General features: G+C 71.4%; 13 protein-coding genes and 1 riboswitch. Of the genes, 4 read left to right on the forward strand and 9 right to left on the reverse strand.

Annotation, left to right across the window (positions count from 1 at the left end):
• Window positions 1-74 precede the first annotated feature (74 nt).
• Window positions 75-551: an SRPBCC family protein gene (locus MMA15_RS05155; RefSeq protein WP_241057788.1), complete on the reverse strand. Its 477-nt coding sequence runs from the start codon at window positions 549-551 to the stop codon at window positions 75-77.
• 147 nt (window positions 552-698) lie between these two features.
• Window positions 699-1,460 (reverse strand): metallophosphoesterase family protein, encoded by a 762-nt coding sequence (locus MMA15_RS05160; protein ID WP_241057790.1) that lies wholly within the window; start codon window positions 1,458-1,460, stop codon window positions 699-701.
• A gap of 298 nt (window positions 1,461-1,758) precedes the next feature.
• Between MMA15_RS05160 and MMA15_RS05165 the strand changes: the two genes are divergently transcribed.
• On the forward strand, window positions 1,759-3,594 hold the full coding sequence (locus MMA15_RS05165; RefSeq protein WP_241057792.1) for an AMP-dependent synthetase/ligase: 1,836 nt from the start codon (window positions 1,759-1,761) through the stop codon (window positions 3,592-3,594).
• A 209-nt stretch (window positions 3,595-3,803) separates the two neighbouring features.
• Here MMA15_RS05165 and MMA15_RS05170 read toward each other — a convergent pair whose 3' ends face one another.
• Window positions 3,804-4,946, reverse strand: a complete 1,143-nt coding sequence (locus tag MMA15_RS05170; protein WP_241057793.1) for a glycosyltransferase family 4 protein — start codon at window positions 4,944-4,946, stop codon at window positions 3,804-3,806.
• 687 nt (window positions 4,947-5,633) lie between these two features.
• Between MMA15_RS05170 and MMA15_RS05175 the strand changes: the two genes are divergently transcribed.
• The gene (locus MMA15_RS05175) at window positions 5,634-6,866 is read left to right on the forward strand and encodes a glycosyltransferase 87 family protein (RefSeq protein ID WP_241063010.1); all 1,233 of its coding nucleotides are present in this window, start codon (window positions 5,634-5,636) and stop codon (window positions 6,864-6,866) included.
• On the opposite strand, the gene MMA15_RS05180 is transcribed toward MMA15_RS05175, so the two are convergent.
• The 5 genes from MMA15_RS05180 to MMA15_RS05200 form a co-directional block, all read right to left on the reverse strand.
• Window positions 6,823-8,157, reverse strand: coding sequence for a hypothetical protein (locus MMA15_RS05180; protein ID WP_241057795.1), 1,335 nt, complete (start codon window positions 8,155-8,157; stop codon window positions 6,823-6,825). The two genes, MMA15_RS05175 and MMA15_RS05180, sit on opposite strands and share 44 nt — an antisense overlap.
• Window positions 8,158-8,191: 34 nt before the next feature.
• Window positions 8,192-9,178, reverse strand: a complete 987-nt coding sequence (locus MMA15_RS05185) for a C40 family peptidase (protein ID WP_241063011.1) — start codon at window positions 9,176-9,178, stop codon at window positions 8,192-8,194.
• A 400-nt stretch (window positions 9,179-9,578) separates the two neighbouring features.
• Window positions 9,579-10,610: a C40 family peptidase gene (locus MMA15_RS05190; protein WP_241057796.1), complete on the reverse strand. Its 1,032-nt coding sequence runs from the start codon at window positions 10,608-10,610 to the stop codon at window positions 9,579-9,581.
• 647 nt (window positions 10,611-11,257) lie between these two features.
• A complete protein-coding gene (locus tag MMA15_RS05195; protein WP_241063012.1) occupies window positions 11,258-12,547 on the reverse strand; it encodes an NYN domain-containing protein in 1,290 nt (429 codons plus the stop codon).
• A gap of 172 nt (window positions 12,548-12,719) precedes the next feature.
• Window positions 12,720-12,959 (reverse strand): hypothetical protein, encoded by a 240-nt coding sequence (locus MMA15_RS05200; RefSeq protein WP_241063013.1) that lies wholly within the window; start codon window positions 12,957-12,959, stop codon window positions 12,720-12,722.
• 379 nt (window positions 12,960-13,338) lie between these two features.
• Here MMA15_RS05200 and MMA15_RS05205 point away from each other — a divergent pair, with 379 nt between their 5' ends.
• Together MMA15_RS05205 and MMA15_RS05210 are read left to right on the forward strand one after the other, a co-directional pair.
• The gene (locus MMA15_RS05205; RefSeq protein ID WP_241057797.1) at window positions 13,339-14,019 is read left to right on the forward strand and encodes a rhomboid family intramembrane serine protease; all 681 of its coding nucleotides are present in this window, start codon (window positions 13,339-13,341) and stop codon (window positions 14,017-14,019) included.
• Window positions 14,016-14,297, forward strand: coding sequence for an Lrp/AsnC family transcriptional regulator (locus tag MMA15_RS05210; RefSeq protein WP_241057798.1), 282 nt, complete (start codon window positions 14,016-14,018; stop codon window positions 14,295-14,297). The genes MMA15_RS05205 and MMA15_RS05210 overlap by 4 nt, the downstream gene beginning before the upstream one ends.
• A 56-nt stretch (window positions 14,298-14,353) precedes the next feature.
• Here MMA15_RS05210 and MMA15_RS05215 read toward each other — a convergent pair whose 3' ends face one another.
• Window positions 14,354-15,871, reverse strand: coding sequence for an aminotransferase class V-fold PLP-dependent enzyme (locus tag MMA15_RS05215; RefSeq protein WP_241057799.1), 1,518 nt, complete (start codon window positions 15,869-15,871; stop codon window positions 14,354-14,356).
• 66 nt (window positions 15,872-15,937) lie between these two features.
• A riboswitch (SAM riboswitch) is annotated at window positions 15,938-16,057 on the reverse strand.
• Window positions 16,058-16,215 lie beyond the last annotated feature (158 nt).

Below are 16,215 nucleotides of genomic sequence, written 5' to 3' on the forward strand. Positions count from 1 at the left end.
GCCCACCGGCACCCGCGCCGTCAGGCGCCGGAGCGCCCCGACCCGGACCGCCCTGAGACGTCCCCACCCTCGCGTCAGCCTTTGGCGGCGTCCGCGCCCTTGCCGGCGCCACCGCCCGACTCGACGCGCTTCTTCAGCCCGGACAGCGCACGGTCGATGATGACCTTCTCCGCCTTGCGCTTGATCATCCCGAGCATGGGGATCTTGACGTCGACGGTCAACTGGTAGGTGACCTCGGTGCGTTCGCCGCCGTCGACGGGTGCCAGCCGGTAGACGCCGTCCAGTTCGCGCAGCATCTGGGACTTCACCAGCGACCAGCGGACCTCGTTCGCGCCGATCCACTCGTAGGCCAGCGTGTGCTCGTCCTTGATGGCCCCGGCGTCCAGCAGCAGCCGGACCTGCTCGGCCCGCCCCTGGGAGTCCTCGGAGAGGACCTCGGCCTCCTTCACCTCGCCGGTCCATTCCGGGTAGCGGGCGAAGTCGGCGATCACTCCCATCACGGCTTCGGGCGCCGCATCGATGGTGATGTTCGAGCTGGTGTGTTCCGCCATCGCCGTGGCTCCTCCATTGCTGCGCGCGATCCCCGATTGCCGCTGGCAGGCTACCGCGCGTGTCCGGACCCGGGCCTACCGGTACGCCCCGGACCTACCGGCCCGCTACGTACACGGGCCACGTACGCGGGCCGGGAGCGCCGACGGTCACCACTCCAGCACCCAGGGCGTCCCGGTGGCGTTGAAGTGCCCTACGTTCACGCACTCCGTCGGCCCGATCCGCATCCGCCGCACCAGCGGCTGGTGCACATGCCCGAAGAGGTGGAAGCGGGGCCTGACCGAACGCACCGCGCTCAGCAGCGCCTCGCTGCCGCGTTCGAAGCGGCGCGCGACCGTGTCGTAGCACAACTCCGGTACGTCGGGCGGTATATGGGAGCAGAGCACGTCGACCTCGCCGAGCGCCTCGACCTTCGCCGCGTACGTCTCGTCGTCGATCTCGTACGGGGTGCGCATGGGCGTCCGCAGTCCCCCGCCGACGAATCCGAAGCGCAGCCCGCCGATGTCGGCCGTCTCACCGTCGAGGACGGTGGTGCCCTCGCCCGCGTACTCGGGCCACAGGGGCGGCATGTCGACATTGCCGTAGGTCGCGTATGTCGGCGACGGGAAGGCGGCGAACAGTTCGGCGTACTGCTTGCGTACGGCGGCCTCGGTGGCCGCGGCCCTGTCCACGCCCGACCACAGCTTCGCGGAGAACTCGCGTGCCTCGGCGAAGCGTCGCGCTGTGCGCAACTCCACTATGCGGTCCGCGCTTTCGACACCGAACAGCTCGGGGAAGATGCCCCGCGAGTGGTCGGCGTAGTCGAGGAAGAGGATCAGGTCTCCCAGGCAGACGAGCGCGTCGGCGCCGTCCCCGGCCCTTGCGAGGTCCCGGCTGTTGCCGTGCACATCGCTGACTACGTGGACTCGCATGACCACACCCTAGAGCGGTGCGCGGCCCTCGCGGCACCCATGCCCGTGAGCACTCCCCGGCCCCTCCCCACCTGCGGTTACTTCCCTGCCGGCGCGTGCGTGGACTAGGCTTCCGGGGACGCACCCGAGTCGTGTGACGCATCAGACATCTCAGCGTTACCCCCTATCCCGCTGACCCTACCGATGGGTAACGTCCGGGCCGTCATCTTCATCCGGGTCCTCCCACGGCCCGGATCCGAGCCATCGGAGGCCGCCCCCCACGGCCGCCGTCCTCCCGGCCCGACGAGGAGCAGCAGCCTTGCGTGAGTTCAGCCTTCCGGCACTTTACGAGGTGCCGGCCGACGGCAATCTGACGGATCTCATCCGCCGCAACGCGGCCCAGCATCCGGATGTCGCCGTCGTCGCGCGCAAGCAGGGAGGCGAGTGGACGGACGTCGGCGCCGCCGACTTCCTCGCCGAAGTACAGGCCGCCGCAAAGGGGTTGATCGCCGCGGGCGTGCAGCCGGGCGACCGCGTCGCGCTGATGTCCCGTACGCGCTACGAGTGGACGCTGCTCGACTTCGCGATCTGGAGCGCGGGAGCGGTCACCGTGCCCGTGTACGAGACGAGTTCGCCGGAGCAGATCGCCTGGATACTCGGCGACTCCGGCTCGGTCGCCTGCCTCGTGGAGACCGAGGAGCACTCGCGTGCGGTCGAGTCCGTACGCGACAGGCTTCCCGCTCTGGTGAACGTATGGCAGATCGAACCGCGGCGTGACGCGGACGGTGTCCCCGTCGCGGACCCGGGCGGCCGGGCCGCGGTCGACCAACTCACCGCGGACGGCGCCGACGTGGACGACGCCACGGTCGAGGTCCGCTCCTCCAGCGCCAACGCCGACTCCCCCGCGACCATCGTCTACACCTCGGGAACCACCGGGCGCCCCAAGGGCTGTGTGCTCACCCACCGCAGCTTCTTCGCCGAGTGCGGCAACGTCGTCGAGCGGCTGCGCCCGATGTTCCGCACGGGCGAGTCCTCGGTGCTGCTCTTCCTGCCCATCGCCCATGTCTTCGGGCGGCTGGTGCAGGTGGCAGCCGTGATGGCGCCCATCAAGCTCGGCCATGTCGCGGACGTGAAGGCCCTCACGGACGAACTCGCCGCGTTCCGGCCGACGATGGTCCTCGGCGTGCCACGCGTCTTCGAGAAGGTCTTCAACTCCGCGCGGGCGCGGGCCCAGGCGAGCGGCAAGGTGAAGGTCTTCGACAAGGCGGCGGAGACGGCCATGGCCTACAGCCGTGCCCTGGAGGAGCCTTCGGGTCCGCCGCTGGGGCTGAAGCTGCGGCACAAGCTGTTCGACGTGCTCGTCTACAGCAAGCTGCGCGCCGTGCTCGGCGGGCTCGCCACCCATGCGATCTCCGGCGGCGCACCGCTGGGCGAGCGGCTCGGGCACTTCTACCGCGGCATCGGCTTCACGGTGCTGGAGGGTTACGGCCTCACCGAGTCCTGTGCGGCGACGGCGTTCAATCCGTACGACCGCCAGAAGATCGGCACCGTCGGCCAGCCCCTCCCCGGATCGGTCGTACGGATCGCGGACGACGGCGAGGTGCTGCTGCACGGCGAGCATCTCTTCGCCGGCTACTGGAACAACGAGCAGGCCACCCAGGAGGCCCTGGCCGACGGCTGGTTCCACACCGGCGACGTGGGCACCCTCGACGCCGACGGGTATCTCGCCATCACCGGGCGCAAGAAGGAGATCCTGGTGACGGCGGGCGGCAAGAACATCGCCCCCTCGGTCATCGAGGACGGCATCCGCGGGCACGCGCTCGTCGCCGAGTGCATGGTCGTCGGCGACGGCCGCCCCTTCGCGGGGGCGCTGCTCACCGTAGACGAGGAGTTCCTCGCACGCTGGGCCCAGGAGCACGGCAAGGCGGCGCTCACCCATGAAGAGCTGCTGGGCGACGAGGAGTTGCTGGCCGAGCTCCAGCGGGCCGTGGACGGGGGCAACGCCCTGGTGTCGCGGGCGGAGTCCGTACGCAAGTTCCGGGTGCTGAGCACGCAGTTCACGGAGGAGTCGGGGCACATCACGCCGTCGCTGAAACTGAAACGCGGTGTGGTGGCCAAGGACTTCGCGGACGAGATCGAGGCGCTGTACGCCTGAGAGCCGTCCGCCTGAGAGTCGTCCGTCCGAGAGCCGTCCGTCCGGGAGTCACGTCTCGATGCGGCCTCCGCCTGGCAGGCATGCGACTCGCGCCCCGCCTCACGGCCCTCCTCACCGATTCGACCTCCCCGATTCGCCCTCGCAGACTCGTACTTCGCAGAAGCCGTTGCGCGGAACACGTCCTCGTAGAAGCACTCTTGCCGCAGCCCTCAGAGCAGCCGCCTCAGCCGCTCCGCGAGCAGGTCCCAGCGCCAGCGGTCGACGACCCAGCCCCTGCCCTTCGCGCCCATGCGGGCCCGCAGCCCCGGGTTCTTCAGCAGCGTGGTGACGCGGTCGGCGGCCTCCTCCACCGCGCCGCCCCGTACGACCCAGCCCGTCTCGCCGTCCAGCACGGCGTCCGGAGCGCCGCCGGAATCGCCCGCCACGACGGGCAGTCCGGTCGCGGACGCCTCCAGATAGACGATGCCGAGACCCTCGACGTCCAGTCCGCCGCGGCGGGTGCGGCAGGGCATCGCGAAGACGTCGCCCGCGCCGAAGTGGGCGGGCAGTTCGTCCCAGGGAACCGCGCCGGTGAAGCGTACGGAGCGTGCGACGCCCGTCGCCGCCGCCAGCTTCTCCAGATCGCGGCGGTACGGGCCGCCGCCCACCACCAGCAGCGTGGCGTCCGGCACTTCGGCGAGGATTCGCGGCATGCCGCGGATCAGCGTGTCCTGTCCCTTGCGCGGCACAAGCCGCGAGACGCAGACGACGACAGGGCGACCGCCCAGGCCCAGCCGCTCACGCACCGCGTCGCCGCCGGACCCCGGGTGGAAGGTCTTCTCGTCCACGCCGGGCGGCAGCCGGACCATGCGTGCGGCCGCTTCGGGGGTGAGGGCGCCCGCGATCGCCGAACGCGTGTACTCGCCGAGATACGTGAGGGTGTCCGTGTTCTCGCCGATACGGCGCAACAGCCGCCGTGCGCCGGGCAGTCGGGCCCAGGCCGCCTCGTGTCCGTGCGTGGTCGCCACGATGCGCCGGGCGCCCGCCTCGCGCAGTGCCGGTGCCATCAGCCCCAGCGGTGCCGCCGCCCCGAACCACACCGACTCGCAGCGGTGTTCACGCAGCAGCCGTACGGCCCGACGGGTCACCGCGGGCGTCGGCAGCAGCATCGTGCCGCGGTCCCTTACGACGGTGAAGGGCTGCTCCGCGTCGAACCGGGCGGTCTCCTCGGCACGTTCGCCGCTGCGGCCGAACGTGGACGCGTAGACCACGACACGGGAGGGGTCCAGGCGCAGCGCCATGCTGTGCAGAAAGGCCTGGATACCTCCCGGCCGGGGCGGGAAGTCATTGGTGACGATCAAGGTCTTGTGCATCGCCGCAGACAGTACCGTCCGGGTGACTGCCACAGCCCGGCTGCGGCAGTCTCACGAGGGCGCACGGGGGCGCGCTGCATCATCGTGACGCAGGACGTCGGCACGGGATGCCCGCGGGGGATCTCGGCGCGGGATCTCAGCGCAGGAGTCTGCGCGGGGCGGAGACACAAGCGGGGGGAGCGAGTTGAACGTACGCCGTATCGGGCAGAAGCCCGGCACGGCAACGCGAGCAGGCAGCAGGCGAGCAGGCGAGCAGGCGACGGACAGGTGGGCATGACGGACAGCACGGCGGCGCCGGCCCCGCGAGAGGCAGCCTCCGGGAACGGCGGAGAGGCACACGGCGCATCCGAGGCGGCAGAGCCGAGCGGTACGGGCACGAGCGACGGGAGGAGCGGCGACGGCGGGACGCCCGAGACTGGCAGAACCAGCACGACGGGCGGCACGGTCAGCACGAGCAGCGCCGGCGGCACGGGCAGCACGGGCCCGACAACCGCCTCCGGCACGGCGGAAGACCCCCGGCGAGCGGACCCTGCGAACGACCGCGAGAACCCCGGGCGCGGCACCCACCGCCGCCGTCGCCGAGCCCTCCGCCCCGGCTCGCGCCCCGGCCCCCGCTCGCACTACGAGGGCCGCCGCCTCACCGCGCTCGCCGCACCCCTCGCCGTCTGGGCGCTCACCCGCACCGCCCTGCTGCTGTGCGTCTTCAAGGTCGTGGTCGTGCCAGGCCCGGACTTCACCGCCGACGTCAGCGTCATCTACCAGGGCTGGTACGGCCTGTTGAAGGCCGGAGTCTTCCCGGCGAACGACGTCACCTGGCAGTACCCTCCGGCGGCGGCCCTGGCGATCCTCTCCCCCGCCCTGCTGCCTTTCCTCGAATACACCACCGCCTTCTTCCTGCTGGCGTGTGCCGCCGACGCCGCCGTACTGGGCCTGCTGCTGCATGCGTCACGGCGCCCAGGGCGCCGCCGCACGGGAGTGTGGAGCTGGATCGCCGGGGTGACGCTGCTGGGGCCCACCGTGTACGCGCGCTACGACCTGATGGTGACCGCGGTGGCCGTCGCGGCGCTGCTTGCGGGCGCACGCCATCCGAGGGCGGCAGGCGCACTCGCCGCGTTCGGCGCGACGTTGAAGATCTGGCCGGGTCTGCTGCTGATCGGGACGCCGCGCGGCCGGGAGACCCGCACGGTGTGGACGGCCGCGATGATCACCGGTGCCGTGGTGATGTTCGTCTTCGCCGCGACGATGCCGGGCGCGCTCGCCTTCCTGGAGTTCCAGCAGGACAGAGGCACCGAGGTGGAGTCGCTGGGCGCCCTCGTCTTCCACGTGGCGCGGCAGTTCGGCTGGGAGGGCCAAGTGCTGCTCAACTACGGCTCGATGGAGTTCGTGGGCCCGTATGTGAACGTCGTCAGCGACGCCGCGCTGATGCTGACGCTTCTCGCCTTCCTGTGGCTGCTGCTGTGGCGGCTGCGTGCCGTGCGTTGGACGGCCGCGACCCCGGCGGACGTGGCGCTCACCGCGGTGCTGCTGTTCACCACCACCAGCCGCGTCATCAGCCCGCAGTACATGATCTGGCTGGTGGGTCTCGCGGCGGTCTGCCTCACGCTGCGTATGAGCTGTCAGACGGTGCCCGCGGCGCTGGTGCTGGCGGCCACGGCCGTGACGCTGCTGGAGTTCCCGCCGGGCTTCGCCCATGTCGTCGCCAGCGACTGGCTGGGCGTGCTGCTGATGTCCGTACGCAACGGTCTGCTGGTGGCCGCGTCGCTGCTCGGCTGCGTCCGGCTGTGGCGCTCGACGCGCAGCCGGGCACGGACGACGGTACGGGCCCCGGCTGGCGCCCCCGCACGTTCCGGGGCGCACTCGGCGCGGGAGCGGGACGTCACGTCAGCTCCCTCCGTACGTACGAGCGCCACCGCTCGGTGAACTCCTTCTGCCCGATTCCCAGTTCGGCCCGCATGGCCTCCTCGACGGCGGCGTCCTGACGCTTCTGCGATGAGCCCGTGCGCAGGTAGAGCGCCAGCAGCTTCTCCTTGCCCCATTCGTCCGCGATGAGCCGGCACGCGAGCCAGCCGCTCTCATAGGCACGCCCGAGGGCCTCCGTGTCGCTGCCGAAGCGGAACGCGCGGTCGGTGGGCAGCTCCCGGGGCAGCCTGTCCTCCTCGGCCGCCCTGACGAGTTCCGCCGCGGCCTCTTTCGGCTTGCGGTCGGTGCTGCCGTAGCCGACCCAGTCGGCGAACCCTTCGGACAGCCACAGCGGGGTGGCGTCGCTGGTGTGGGTGCGGCTGGCGACATGCACCGACTCATGGGTGACGACGACCTGCCGCCCCTCCTCGCTGAGTTCGCCGTACGCCTCCGGGTTGACCACGATCCGGTCCGCGGGGGCGTCCGTATGCTCGCCCGCCTCGCCTGTGGTGACGGCCGCGATGCCTTCGTACGTGGAAGGTGAGGCGTCCAGCAGCCGCGCCATGTTCTCCAGCGACGAGGGCGATTCGACCACCACGCGGTGCGGCCAGGGGCGCGGCCAGGCACGGTCGACCTGCTCGACGGCACGGTCGGCGTCGTCCGCGAGCGCGCGAAGTTCGTCGTCGCCACGGTCCGCGCCCAGCACCAGGCTGTGCTTGCCGCGCGCCACGCCGATCTCGCCCTGCTCCCACAACTGCCGGTCGCTGCCGGACAGTTCTCCGCTGACGTACCACTTGCCCCCGCGTTCTGCGAAGGAGAGGCGCTCCGTGGCGGACACCGGCGAGTGGTCGTCGCCGCGCAGCTTGTAGCGCAGCCGGACGTCGGCCACGAGGCCGCCACCCGGCGAGCCCCCGCCCCGCGCGTTCTCCGCCTTCTGCTCCTTCTCCCCCTGCTTCCCGCCCTCTTCGCCTGCTGCGCTCCTCCCGGCGTGCCGCACATCCCCGACGGTGTACGACCACTGGGTCAGCGGCAGGCGGCGCAGATTCTCGAACACCTGCCGCTGCGCGCTGCGGTAGTCGTCCTCCCTCGGGTCGACGGCCGCGAGATAAGCGCTCTCCTTGCCGTCGCGCACCGCCGCCGCCTGCCGGTCGAGAACGCGCTGCACGGCCGTACGTTCGCGGCTCTCACGGTCCTCACCGGCGCCCGCGCCGCAGCCGCAGACCGCCGCCAGCACCGTGCACGCCGTAGCCGCGCCCAGTGCACGGCGGCGTACGCCGCCACCGCCCTCACTCCGCTTCCCAGGTCCAACCACGCGAACGATCGTACGGGCGCGGCCCGCTGAGCTCTCAGGGGCGGGTCACGGAGGACACCGGCATCATGTCGACGGGGTCGTAGCGCACGGGTGCCCCGGGGTGCGGCGCGTGCACCACCTGGCCGCCGCCCACGTACATCCCGACATGGCTGGCGTCGTCGCGGTAGACCACCAGGTCCCCTGGCCGCGCCTGGCTCATCGGCACCTGCCGGCCCGCCGAGCGCTGCGCCTGCGACGTACGCGGAATGGCCACGCCCGCCCGGCCGTACGCCCACTGCGTCAGGCCGGAGCAGTCGAAGGAGGCGGGCCCGGCCGCGCCCCACACATACGGTTTGCCGACCGCTGAGCGTGCCGCGGCCACTGCCGCCGCCGCGCGCTGCGAGGACGCTCCCGCCACTCCGGCGGGCACCGCGGGGCCCCCGCGTCCGCCCGCTCGGGACGCCCGTTCGCGCTCGGCCCGTTCGGCGGGCGAGAGGCTATGCGTCAGCCTGCGCGCGGCGTCGAGCTTCTTCAGCACCGCCTGCTTCTGGCGCTTGCGTTCGGCGCGCTCCCGCTCCAGCAGTCCCAGCTTCGTACCGGCTTCGGCGCGCTGCTGGCGCAAGGAGCGCTCGGCGCCGCGCAGTTGCCGCAGCTTCGCCTCCTGGCGGCTGCCGATGCGGTCGAGGGTGCTGGCCTTGTCGAGATAGCCGTCGGGGTCCTCGGTGAGCATCAGCGCCACGGACGGGTCGAGGCCGCCCGAGCGGTACTGCGCGCCCGCGACCGAAGCCAGCGCGTTGCGCAGGCGGTTGACGCGCTCCTGCTTCCTCGCGGCGTTCTCCTGGGCGTACTCGACCTGGCGGCGCAGTGCGCCGTAGCGCTCGTTCGCGGCGTTGTACTTCTCGGTGGCCGCCTCGGCCTGCTCGTACAGCTCGTCGATGCGCGAGCCGACGGCACGGTCCCCGGCGGCACCGGGGTCGGTGGGCCGCGCCCCCGCGGGCACGGCCGGTGACAGCGCGGCAGCGGCACCCGCCACCGCTGTCAGCACTGCGAGGCGGCCGGGCCAACTTCGGCCACGCTGGACGGGTTTTCGGTGACTGCGGTACGAGACCACTGCGGACGTGCTCCTTCCGTTACGGCGGCGGCGAATCTAGCCGCACCGCTGGAAGGTTCCACGTACCGCACGCGACGCGGTAGCCCGGAGAAATGCGCGGACCCCGCCGATCGACGCAGGTCAACGGCGGGGTCAGGGGTCATCGGGGCGAGTTCGCTTTCACCCTTACGAACTACGTTGCCCAATGGGCGAGATGACACTCGTGTTGCCAAAGTCCCCGAAGTCACAGGGGCGGCCGGAGTCACGGAAGTCACGCGATGCGCCCCGGGGCGCCGTGGAGCCGACGGGCTCCACGGCGCACAAAGCGGTGAACCGGGTAGCGCGGGCTGGATCAGCCGATGCGCACGCCGAACTGGAACGGCATGTTGTTGATCGACTCGTAGCGCACACCGGCGCCCGGCTTGGGGGCGTGCAGTATCTGCCCGTTGCCGGCGTAGAAGCCGACGTGGTGCTGGTCGCCGTAGAAGATGACCAGGTCGCCGGGGGCGAGCTGGCTGCGGCCCACCTGGGTGCCGGCGCCCGCCTGGGCCTGGGAGGTGCGGGGAAGGGAGACGCCCGCCTGCTGGTACGCCCACGAGGTGAGGCCGGAGCAGTCGAAGGAGCTGGGGCCCGTCGCGCCCCACACATACGGCGAACCGATCTTGCTCTTGGCCGCGGAGAGCGCCGCGGCGGCCCGCTGCGAGGCGGAGGCGTCGCTGCCGAGGTCCACGCGGGACGCGGAGGCGCGGTCGGCCCTCGCCTGCTGGGCGGCGAGCCTCGCACGGTCGTCCGCGGTGAGGGTGTTGAGAAGCGAACGCGCCTTGGAGAGCTTCTTCTGGATGTCCCGCTTCTTCTCGCCGAGTTCCTTGCGAGTGTCGTCCAGGTCCTTGAGCTTGTCCGCGGCCTCCTGACGCTGCTGCGCCAGATTGCGCTGCTTCGTCTGGATCTTCTTCAGCGCCTCGGCCTGCTTGCTGCTCATCTGGTCGAGCGTGGAGGCCTTGTCGAGGTAGCTGTCCGGGTCGGAGGAGAGGAAGAGCTGTACGGACGGGTCGACGCCGCCGGTGCGGTACTGCGCGGTGGCCATCGAACCGAGGCCGTTGCGCATGTCGTTGAGGTCGTCCTGCCCGCGAGCGACGCTGTCCTGGAGGTTCGCGACCTCCTTCTCCAGCTTCCGCTGCTTCTCCTTGGCGCCGTTGTACTTCTCCGTGGCGCCTTCGGCGTCCTCGTAGAGCTTGTCGACCTTCTCCTTGACCTCCTTCTCGGAGGCCTTCGGCTCGGCTTGTGCCGCCTGCGTGGTGAGCGCGACTGCTGCGGCGGCGGTGGCCGTCAGCACGGTCACGCGACGAGTACGGCTGGGCTGCTTGGGTCGACGGTGGGACGCCACTTGGGCGAGCTCCTTCTTCCTCAGCCGCCTGCCGGACTGACACTCCGGCTCCACTTCGCCTTGGGCTCGACTCCGTGGAACGAGGCGGTCCTCCGCTGCCGCCCCGGATGGACGGCCAACCTTGCGGAGGGTTCGGGGCCAGACATTAGCCACGGGTAATCGTCGGATCAAATCACTCTCCGAAAAAACCTGTCACGCAAGACGATTCTTTACTCAGCTCGCACTCGGAGCGATGACAGGGTCACTCAGGGTGTGAATTCCGGGGCATCGCGGGGGCGTTGGGAAGCGGCCTCCCGCCCTCGTGAACACGACCGCAGCCAGCCGCGCACACCCTTTTACACCGCACTCTTCCATGTCATCGGCGCAGCTCAGAGCCGTATCGCGGCCAACTGGCCCGCGCCCGGGGTCGGTTGCACCGCCGTCTCACCACTGCTCACGGGAGCGGAAAGAGCACCGAAGGGGAAGCCTGCCCTCCGTGCGCCCGGTGTAACCAGCCTCACGTCTCGCGTCATGCCGCAGCTCATCAACTCGCAGTGATCATCGGCCCGTTACACCACGCTGCCCGCACCGCACAACCCGGCAAGCGGAACCCGGCTGCCGAAGAGAACACCCGGACGGGACCCGGACCGGACGGCTCCCCGCCGCCCTTACGTCCGTCCAAGTCGGCGCAGCAGCAAGGCAGATGAGACGGGGCGCGCCCCGGCCGCCGCGCAGCCGTCCGCCACCTCACGGTCGGAGGAGACGACCACCACCGCACGCCCCGGCGGCTCCGCCCGTACGAGCTGGCGGATCAGCTCGTCCGCGGTCTGGCCCGGCTTGCTGAACAGCACCCGCACTCCGCGCGGCGGCGCCAGCAGCACGGGCGCCGCGAGTTCGGCACCGTCGAAGACACAGGTGACCTCGGCGCCTGACTGGGCCGCCAGACCGGCGAGTCCGCCCAGCAGCCGCAGCCGCTGCTTGTCCAGCGGCATCGTCGGATAGCCGGTCTTGGTCACGTTGTAGCCGTCGACGACCAGATGTGAACGGGGCAGCGCCAGGAGCTGGTCGAGCAGTTCCGGATCGGTCTCCGACAGGGCACGCGCCGCGATGTCACGTGGAGTCATGCGCCCCGGTTCGACGGCGTCGACGGTGTCGGCCGGACGGCTCGTCGTGGGCGGCAGCGCCAGCTCCCGCCGCAGGCCCTGCGCGGCGTCCAGCACGCTGTCCAGCAGCAGCCGCACCCGCATGTCCTGCACGCTGCGGCTCTCACGTGCGGCGCGGCGGCCCGCCTCCAGCGCGGACTCCGCCTCCGCCAGCCTCGTGCGCAGCCTGCGGCTCTCGCTCTCGGCGGCCGACTTCTCCGCCGCCGCCGACGAGCGCAGCTCCTCCAACTCGGCCCGCAGCCTGCGTGCTTCGGCCTCGCCGCGCTTCACATCGCTCTGTGCGCTGCGCAGCTTCCGCTGGGTGATCTCCAATTCCCTGCGCAAGGACTCCAGTTCGCCACGGCTGCGTTCGGTCTCCGTACGTGCCGCGGTGCGTGCCTCGGCCAGTTCGCCGCGCAGCCGGGCCAGTTCGCGCTGGGCCTCCTCGCCCGCCTGCTCGGCCTGTGCCCGATGGGCCTCCTCACCGGCCGCCGCCACGAGCTTCGCCCAGTCCGCGGGACGCAGTACGTACGCGACCGCGGCCACGTCGACCGGATCGGCGGCCGGCGGCGGCGTACCCGACGTCAACGCCTCGGTCAGCTCCGGGAACCGCTCACGCAACTGCTGGGCGATCCGCTCACGGAAGGCAGGCTCGCCCTCCAGCGCGGCGGCCATGGCGTTGGCGCCGAACTTGATGCGCCGCTGCGGGGTGAAGCGTGCGTACTGGCGGAGCGGGGCGGGGAGTTCGGCGACGGTCAGACCGCCGAGGGCGTCCCCCGTGAGGGACACCACCCGTCGCCGTACCTTCTCCGGCAGGGGCCTGTCGAACGGCTCGGACTCCTCGGGGCGCGGCGGACCGGCCTGACCGGCCCGGCCGTCCTCACCGGTCTGCCCCGGGCCGGGCCCGGCCTCGCCCTCGCCCGGCGCCGGCGACTCGTCACCCGAGCCGCCGGCTGTCCCATCCACCACCGTTCACACCTGCCGTTCCTCAGACCTGAGCGCCCGGCCGGTCCACCAGCTCGACCTGGTCGGCGGTGTCGCACCACCGGCAGCGCACGGATTCGATGCTCTCACTGAGCACCTCCTGCTCCTCGATCCGCGCCTCACCGGCCAGGTCGAGGTGTACGAACTCGACGACCTTGCTGGAGCGGGTCACGTCGAAGCGCGTCAGATTGCCGCAGAGCGTGCAGCGCCACCGGGTGCCGTCCGTGGGCTTGGGGACCGTCATGGACACGACCTCATTCCTTCGAGCGTTCACGGGCTTCGGCGCGGTGCGGCCACGTGTGCGTGCGGTAACCGGACGAAAGCGCAGCATCGCCTGCCGTAACCCTAAGACCTGCCGCACACCGCGCGTCCCGAGGAGCCTGCCCAGTGACCGAGCCGTCATGAACCGCGCGACGAACCAGGCCGTGAGCCGTGCCGTCAGCCGTGCCTTGAGCCATGCCGTGAAGAGCGCCGTCGGCCGCTCCGTGAACCCAGTCCGGGGCCGGACCGGTGACCGGGGCGGCGGCCGGGCAGGGAACGGGGGCGAGGACCGGTCCGGCGGCCGGGGCGAGGGCCGCGACGCCTGCCCGGCAGGCGACCGTGCCGTGCCGAGGTTTCCCGTCGTGACCTGTGTGCTCATGCTCCTGTGCACCGTGATCTTCCTCATCGGCCCGGCCTCGGGCTTCATTCCGGGCTACGGAACCGGCTCCGCCCTGCACCGGGCGCAGGCCGCGTACTTCGACCGCTGGGGCGTCGTACCGCGCATGATGTGGAGCGGTGCCGCCCGGCCGTTCCTCACGCCGCTCACCGCGCTCTTCCTGCACGCGGGCTGGCTCCATCTGCTGGGCAACATGCTCTTCCTCCACGTCTTCGGCGGCCCGGTGGAGGCGCGAATGGGCCGTCTGCGCTTCGCCGTCTGCTATCTGTGCGCCGGCTACACCGCCATGCTCTGCTACGCCGTGGCCCACCACCAGTCGGCCGAGACGCTCGTGGGCGCGTCCGGCGCGGTCTCGGCGGTGCTGGGCGCCTTCCTCTATCTCCATCCGACGGCACGGGTCACCAGCCTCTTCCCGTTCTTGTACTTCCTGCCGCTGCGGTTCCCCGCCTGGCTGGTCCTGGTCTTCTGGCTGGGGCTCCAGTGGTTCGCGGCACGCGGCGACGGCGACGGCCCGGGTGTCGCGTACCTCGCCCACGTCGTCGGCTTCACCATCGGCTTCCTCTACGCCTGGGCGCGTTTCCGGCGATTCCGTACGGCTACAGTGGGCACGCCCGCTCCGGCGACACAGGGAGAGTCGACACCGTGATCACCTCGATCGTGCTCATCAAGACCAGCACCGAACGCATCCCCGAGATCGCCGAGCAGATCGCCGCGCTGGAAGGCGTCAGCGAGGTCTACTCGGTCACCGGTGCGCACGATCTGATCGCGATGGTGCGGGTGGCCCAGCACGACGATCTCGCCGAGGTCATCCCAGGGCGGATCAGCAAGGTGCCCGGCGTCCTGTCCACCGAGACGCACATCGCGTTCCGTACGTACTCGCAGCACGATCTGGAGTCGGCCTTCGCCATCGGCCTGGACGCCTGACGGCAGCGGCAACAGCAACGGACCGGCGTCTCCTGGGGCTGGGGCTGCGGACGCCCCTACGCCTCTGCCGCTTCTGCTGCCGCCTCTGCCGCCTCCGGTACGCAACGGCCGTTCTCCGTACGGTAGTTCCACCGCGCGCCGTCCCTGACCAGTTCGCGCACAGCCCGCAGGAAACGCTCCACGTGCTCGTCAGGGGTGCCCGCGCCGAGGCTGACGCGTACGGCGTTCAGCGACTGCCCCTCGGGGGCGCCGCACTCGCCGGTGCTCCCGCCGTCGGCGCCCAGCAGCACGCCCACCAGGGGGTGAGCGCAGAAGAGGCCGTCGCGCACGCCGATGCCGTACTCGGCGGAGAGCGCCGCGGCGAGATGCGAGCTGTTCCAGCCCTCCACGGTGAACGAGACGACACCGACCCGGCGTTCGGCTTCCAAGGCCCCGGAATCCGCGTCGCCCGTGCCGGTACGGGAAGCGCCCGTACCGAAGAGCGAGAGCACCTTCACTCCCGGCACCGCACGCAGCCCGTCAAGCAGCCTGCGGGTCAACTCGCCCTCCCGCTCGGCCAGTCGGGAGAATCCGGCGCCGCTCAGCGCCCGGCAGGCGGAGGCGATGGCGTAGGCACCGATCACATTGGGCGATCCGGCCTCGTGGCGCGCGTGCCCGCCCTGCCACTCCACCCCGACACCGCCGTCCGCAGTCCGCGCGACCTTGCGGCTGGCGCCGCCGCCCGCGAGATACGGCTGCGCGGCCCGCAGCCAGTCCGGGCTTCCCGCCAGCACACCGGCGCCGAACGGCGCGTACAGCTTGTGCCCGGAGAACGCGACCCAGTCGACGTCCAGTTCGCCGATGTGCACCGGCCGGTGCGGGGCGAGCTGCGCCGCGTCCAGCACGATCCGCGCTCCGTACCTGTGCGCGGCGGCGGCCAGTCTCCGTACGGGCCAGATCTCCCCCGTCACGTTCGAAGCCCCCGTCACGCACACAAGCTTCGGGCCCTCGGGTGCCGCGCTCAGCGCCCGCTCCAGCGTCTCGACCGCCTCACGGTGCGAGCGCGGCGCGTCCAGGAAGACGGTCTCCGCCCCGGCCGACGTCCACGGAAGCAGCGCGGCATGGTGCTCGGTCTCGAACACGAAGACCCTGGTGCCCTCGGGCAGCGCCGACGCCAGCAGGTTCAGCGAGTCGGTGGTGGAGCGGGTGAAGACGACCTCGTCCGACTCACGACAGCCCAGGAAGCGCGCCACCGTCTCCCTGCTCTGCTCGAAGAGCGCGGTGGAGTACTGGGAGAGGTGACCGGCTCCCCGGTGCACGCTGCCGTAGTAAGGGGCGTAGGCGGCGACGTCCTCCCAGACGCTGCGCAGCACTGGCGCGCTGGCGGCGTAGTCCAGTGCGGCGTAAGGGAGTTGACCCCCCGTCACCAGGGGTGTGGGGACGTCCAGACCCAGGACCGGCAGCGGCTGCGGGACCCGTACGGAAGCGGAATCCGCCGCCGGTGCGGATGCCGAGGAACCGGGCTCGGGCGAGGACGCCGGACGGGATACGGATGCGGACTCAGGTGCGGACGCGGACGCGACGAGCAGGCTCATGCGATGACTCCCTCGAAGACCAGGGATCCCCGGTCGTGCCACCCCGCCGCAGGCGAGGGGAGGAGGGATCCGTGCTTGCCGCGCGACCCTGCTGTCGTGCGGCCCGGTCATCACCCGGGGCACCCCACCACGGAAGGAGGGTTGCCGGACAGCGGGCCGGGGCCTTGATCGCTGTCACTCGTGACCTGGCGGGAAGTATGGCACACCGTGCCCTACACGGTGCCCCGCCGTCCGTATCGCGGACAGATACGGCGACGGGGCAGCGCAGACGGGTAGTTGGCGGGTCCTGCGGCGCCCCGGCATGGCAGTCGGAAGAGGGGCCGGATGCCGGGGACGGCCGTTTG

The sequence above is a fragment of the Streptomyces marispadix genome (assembly GCF_022524345.1).
GTDB classification, from domain to species: domain Bacteria; phylum Actinomycetota; class Actinomycetes; order Streptomycetales; family Streptomycetaceae; genus Streptomyces; species Streptomyces marispadix.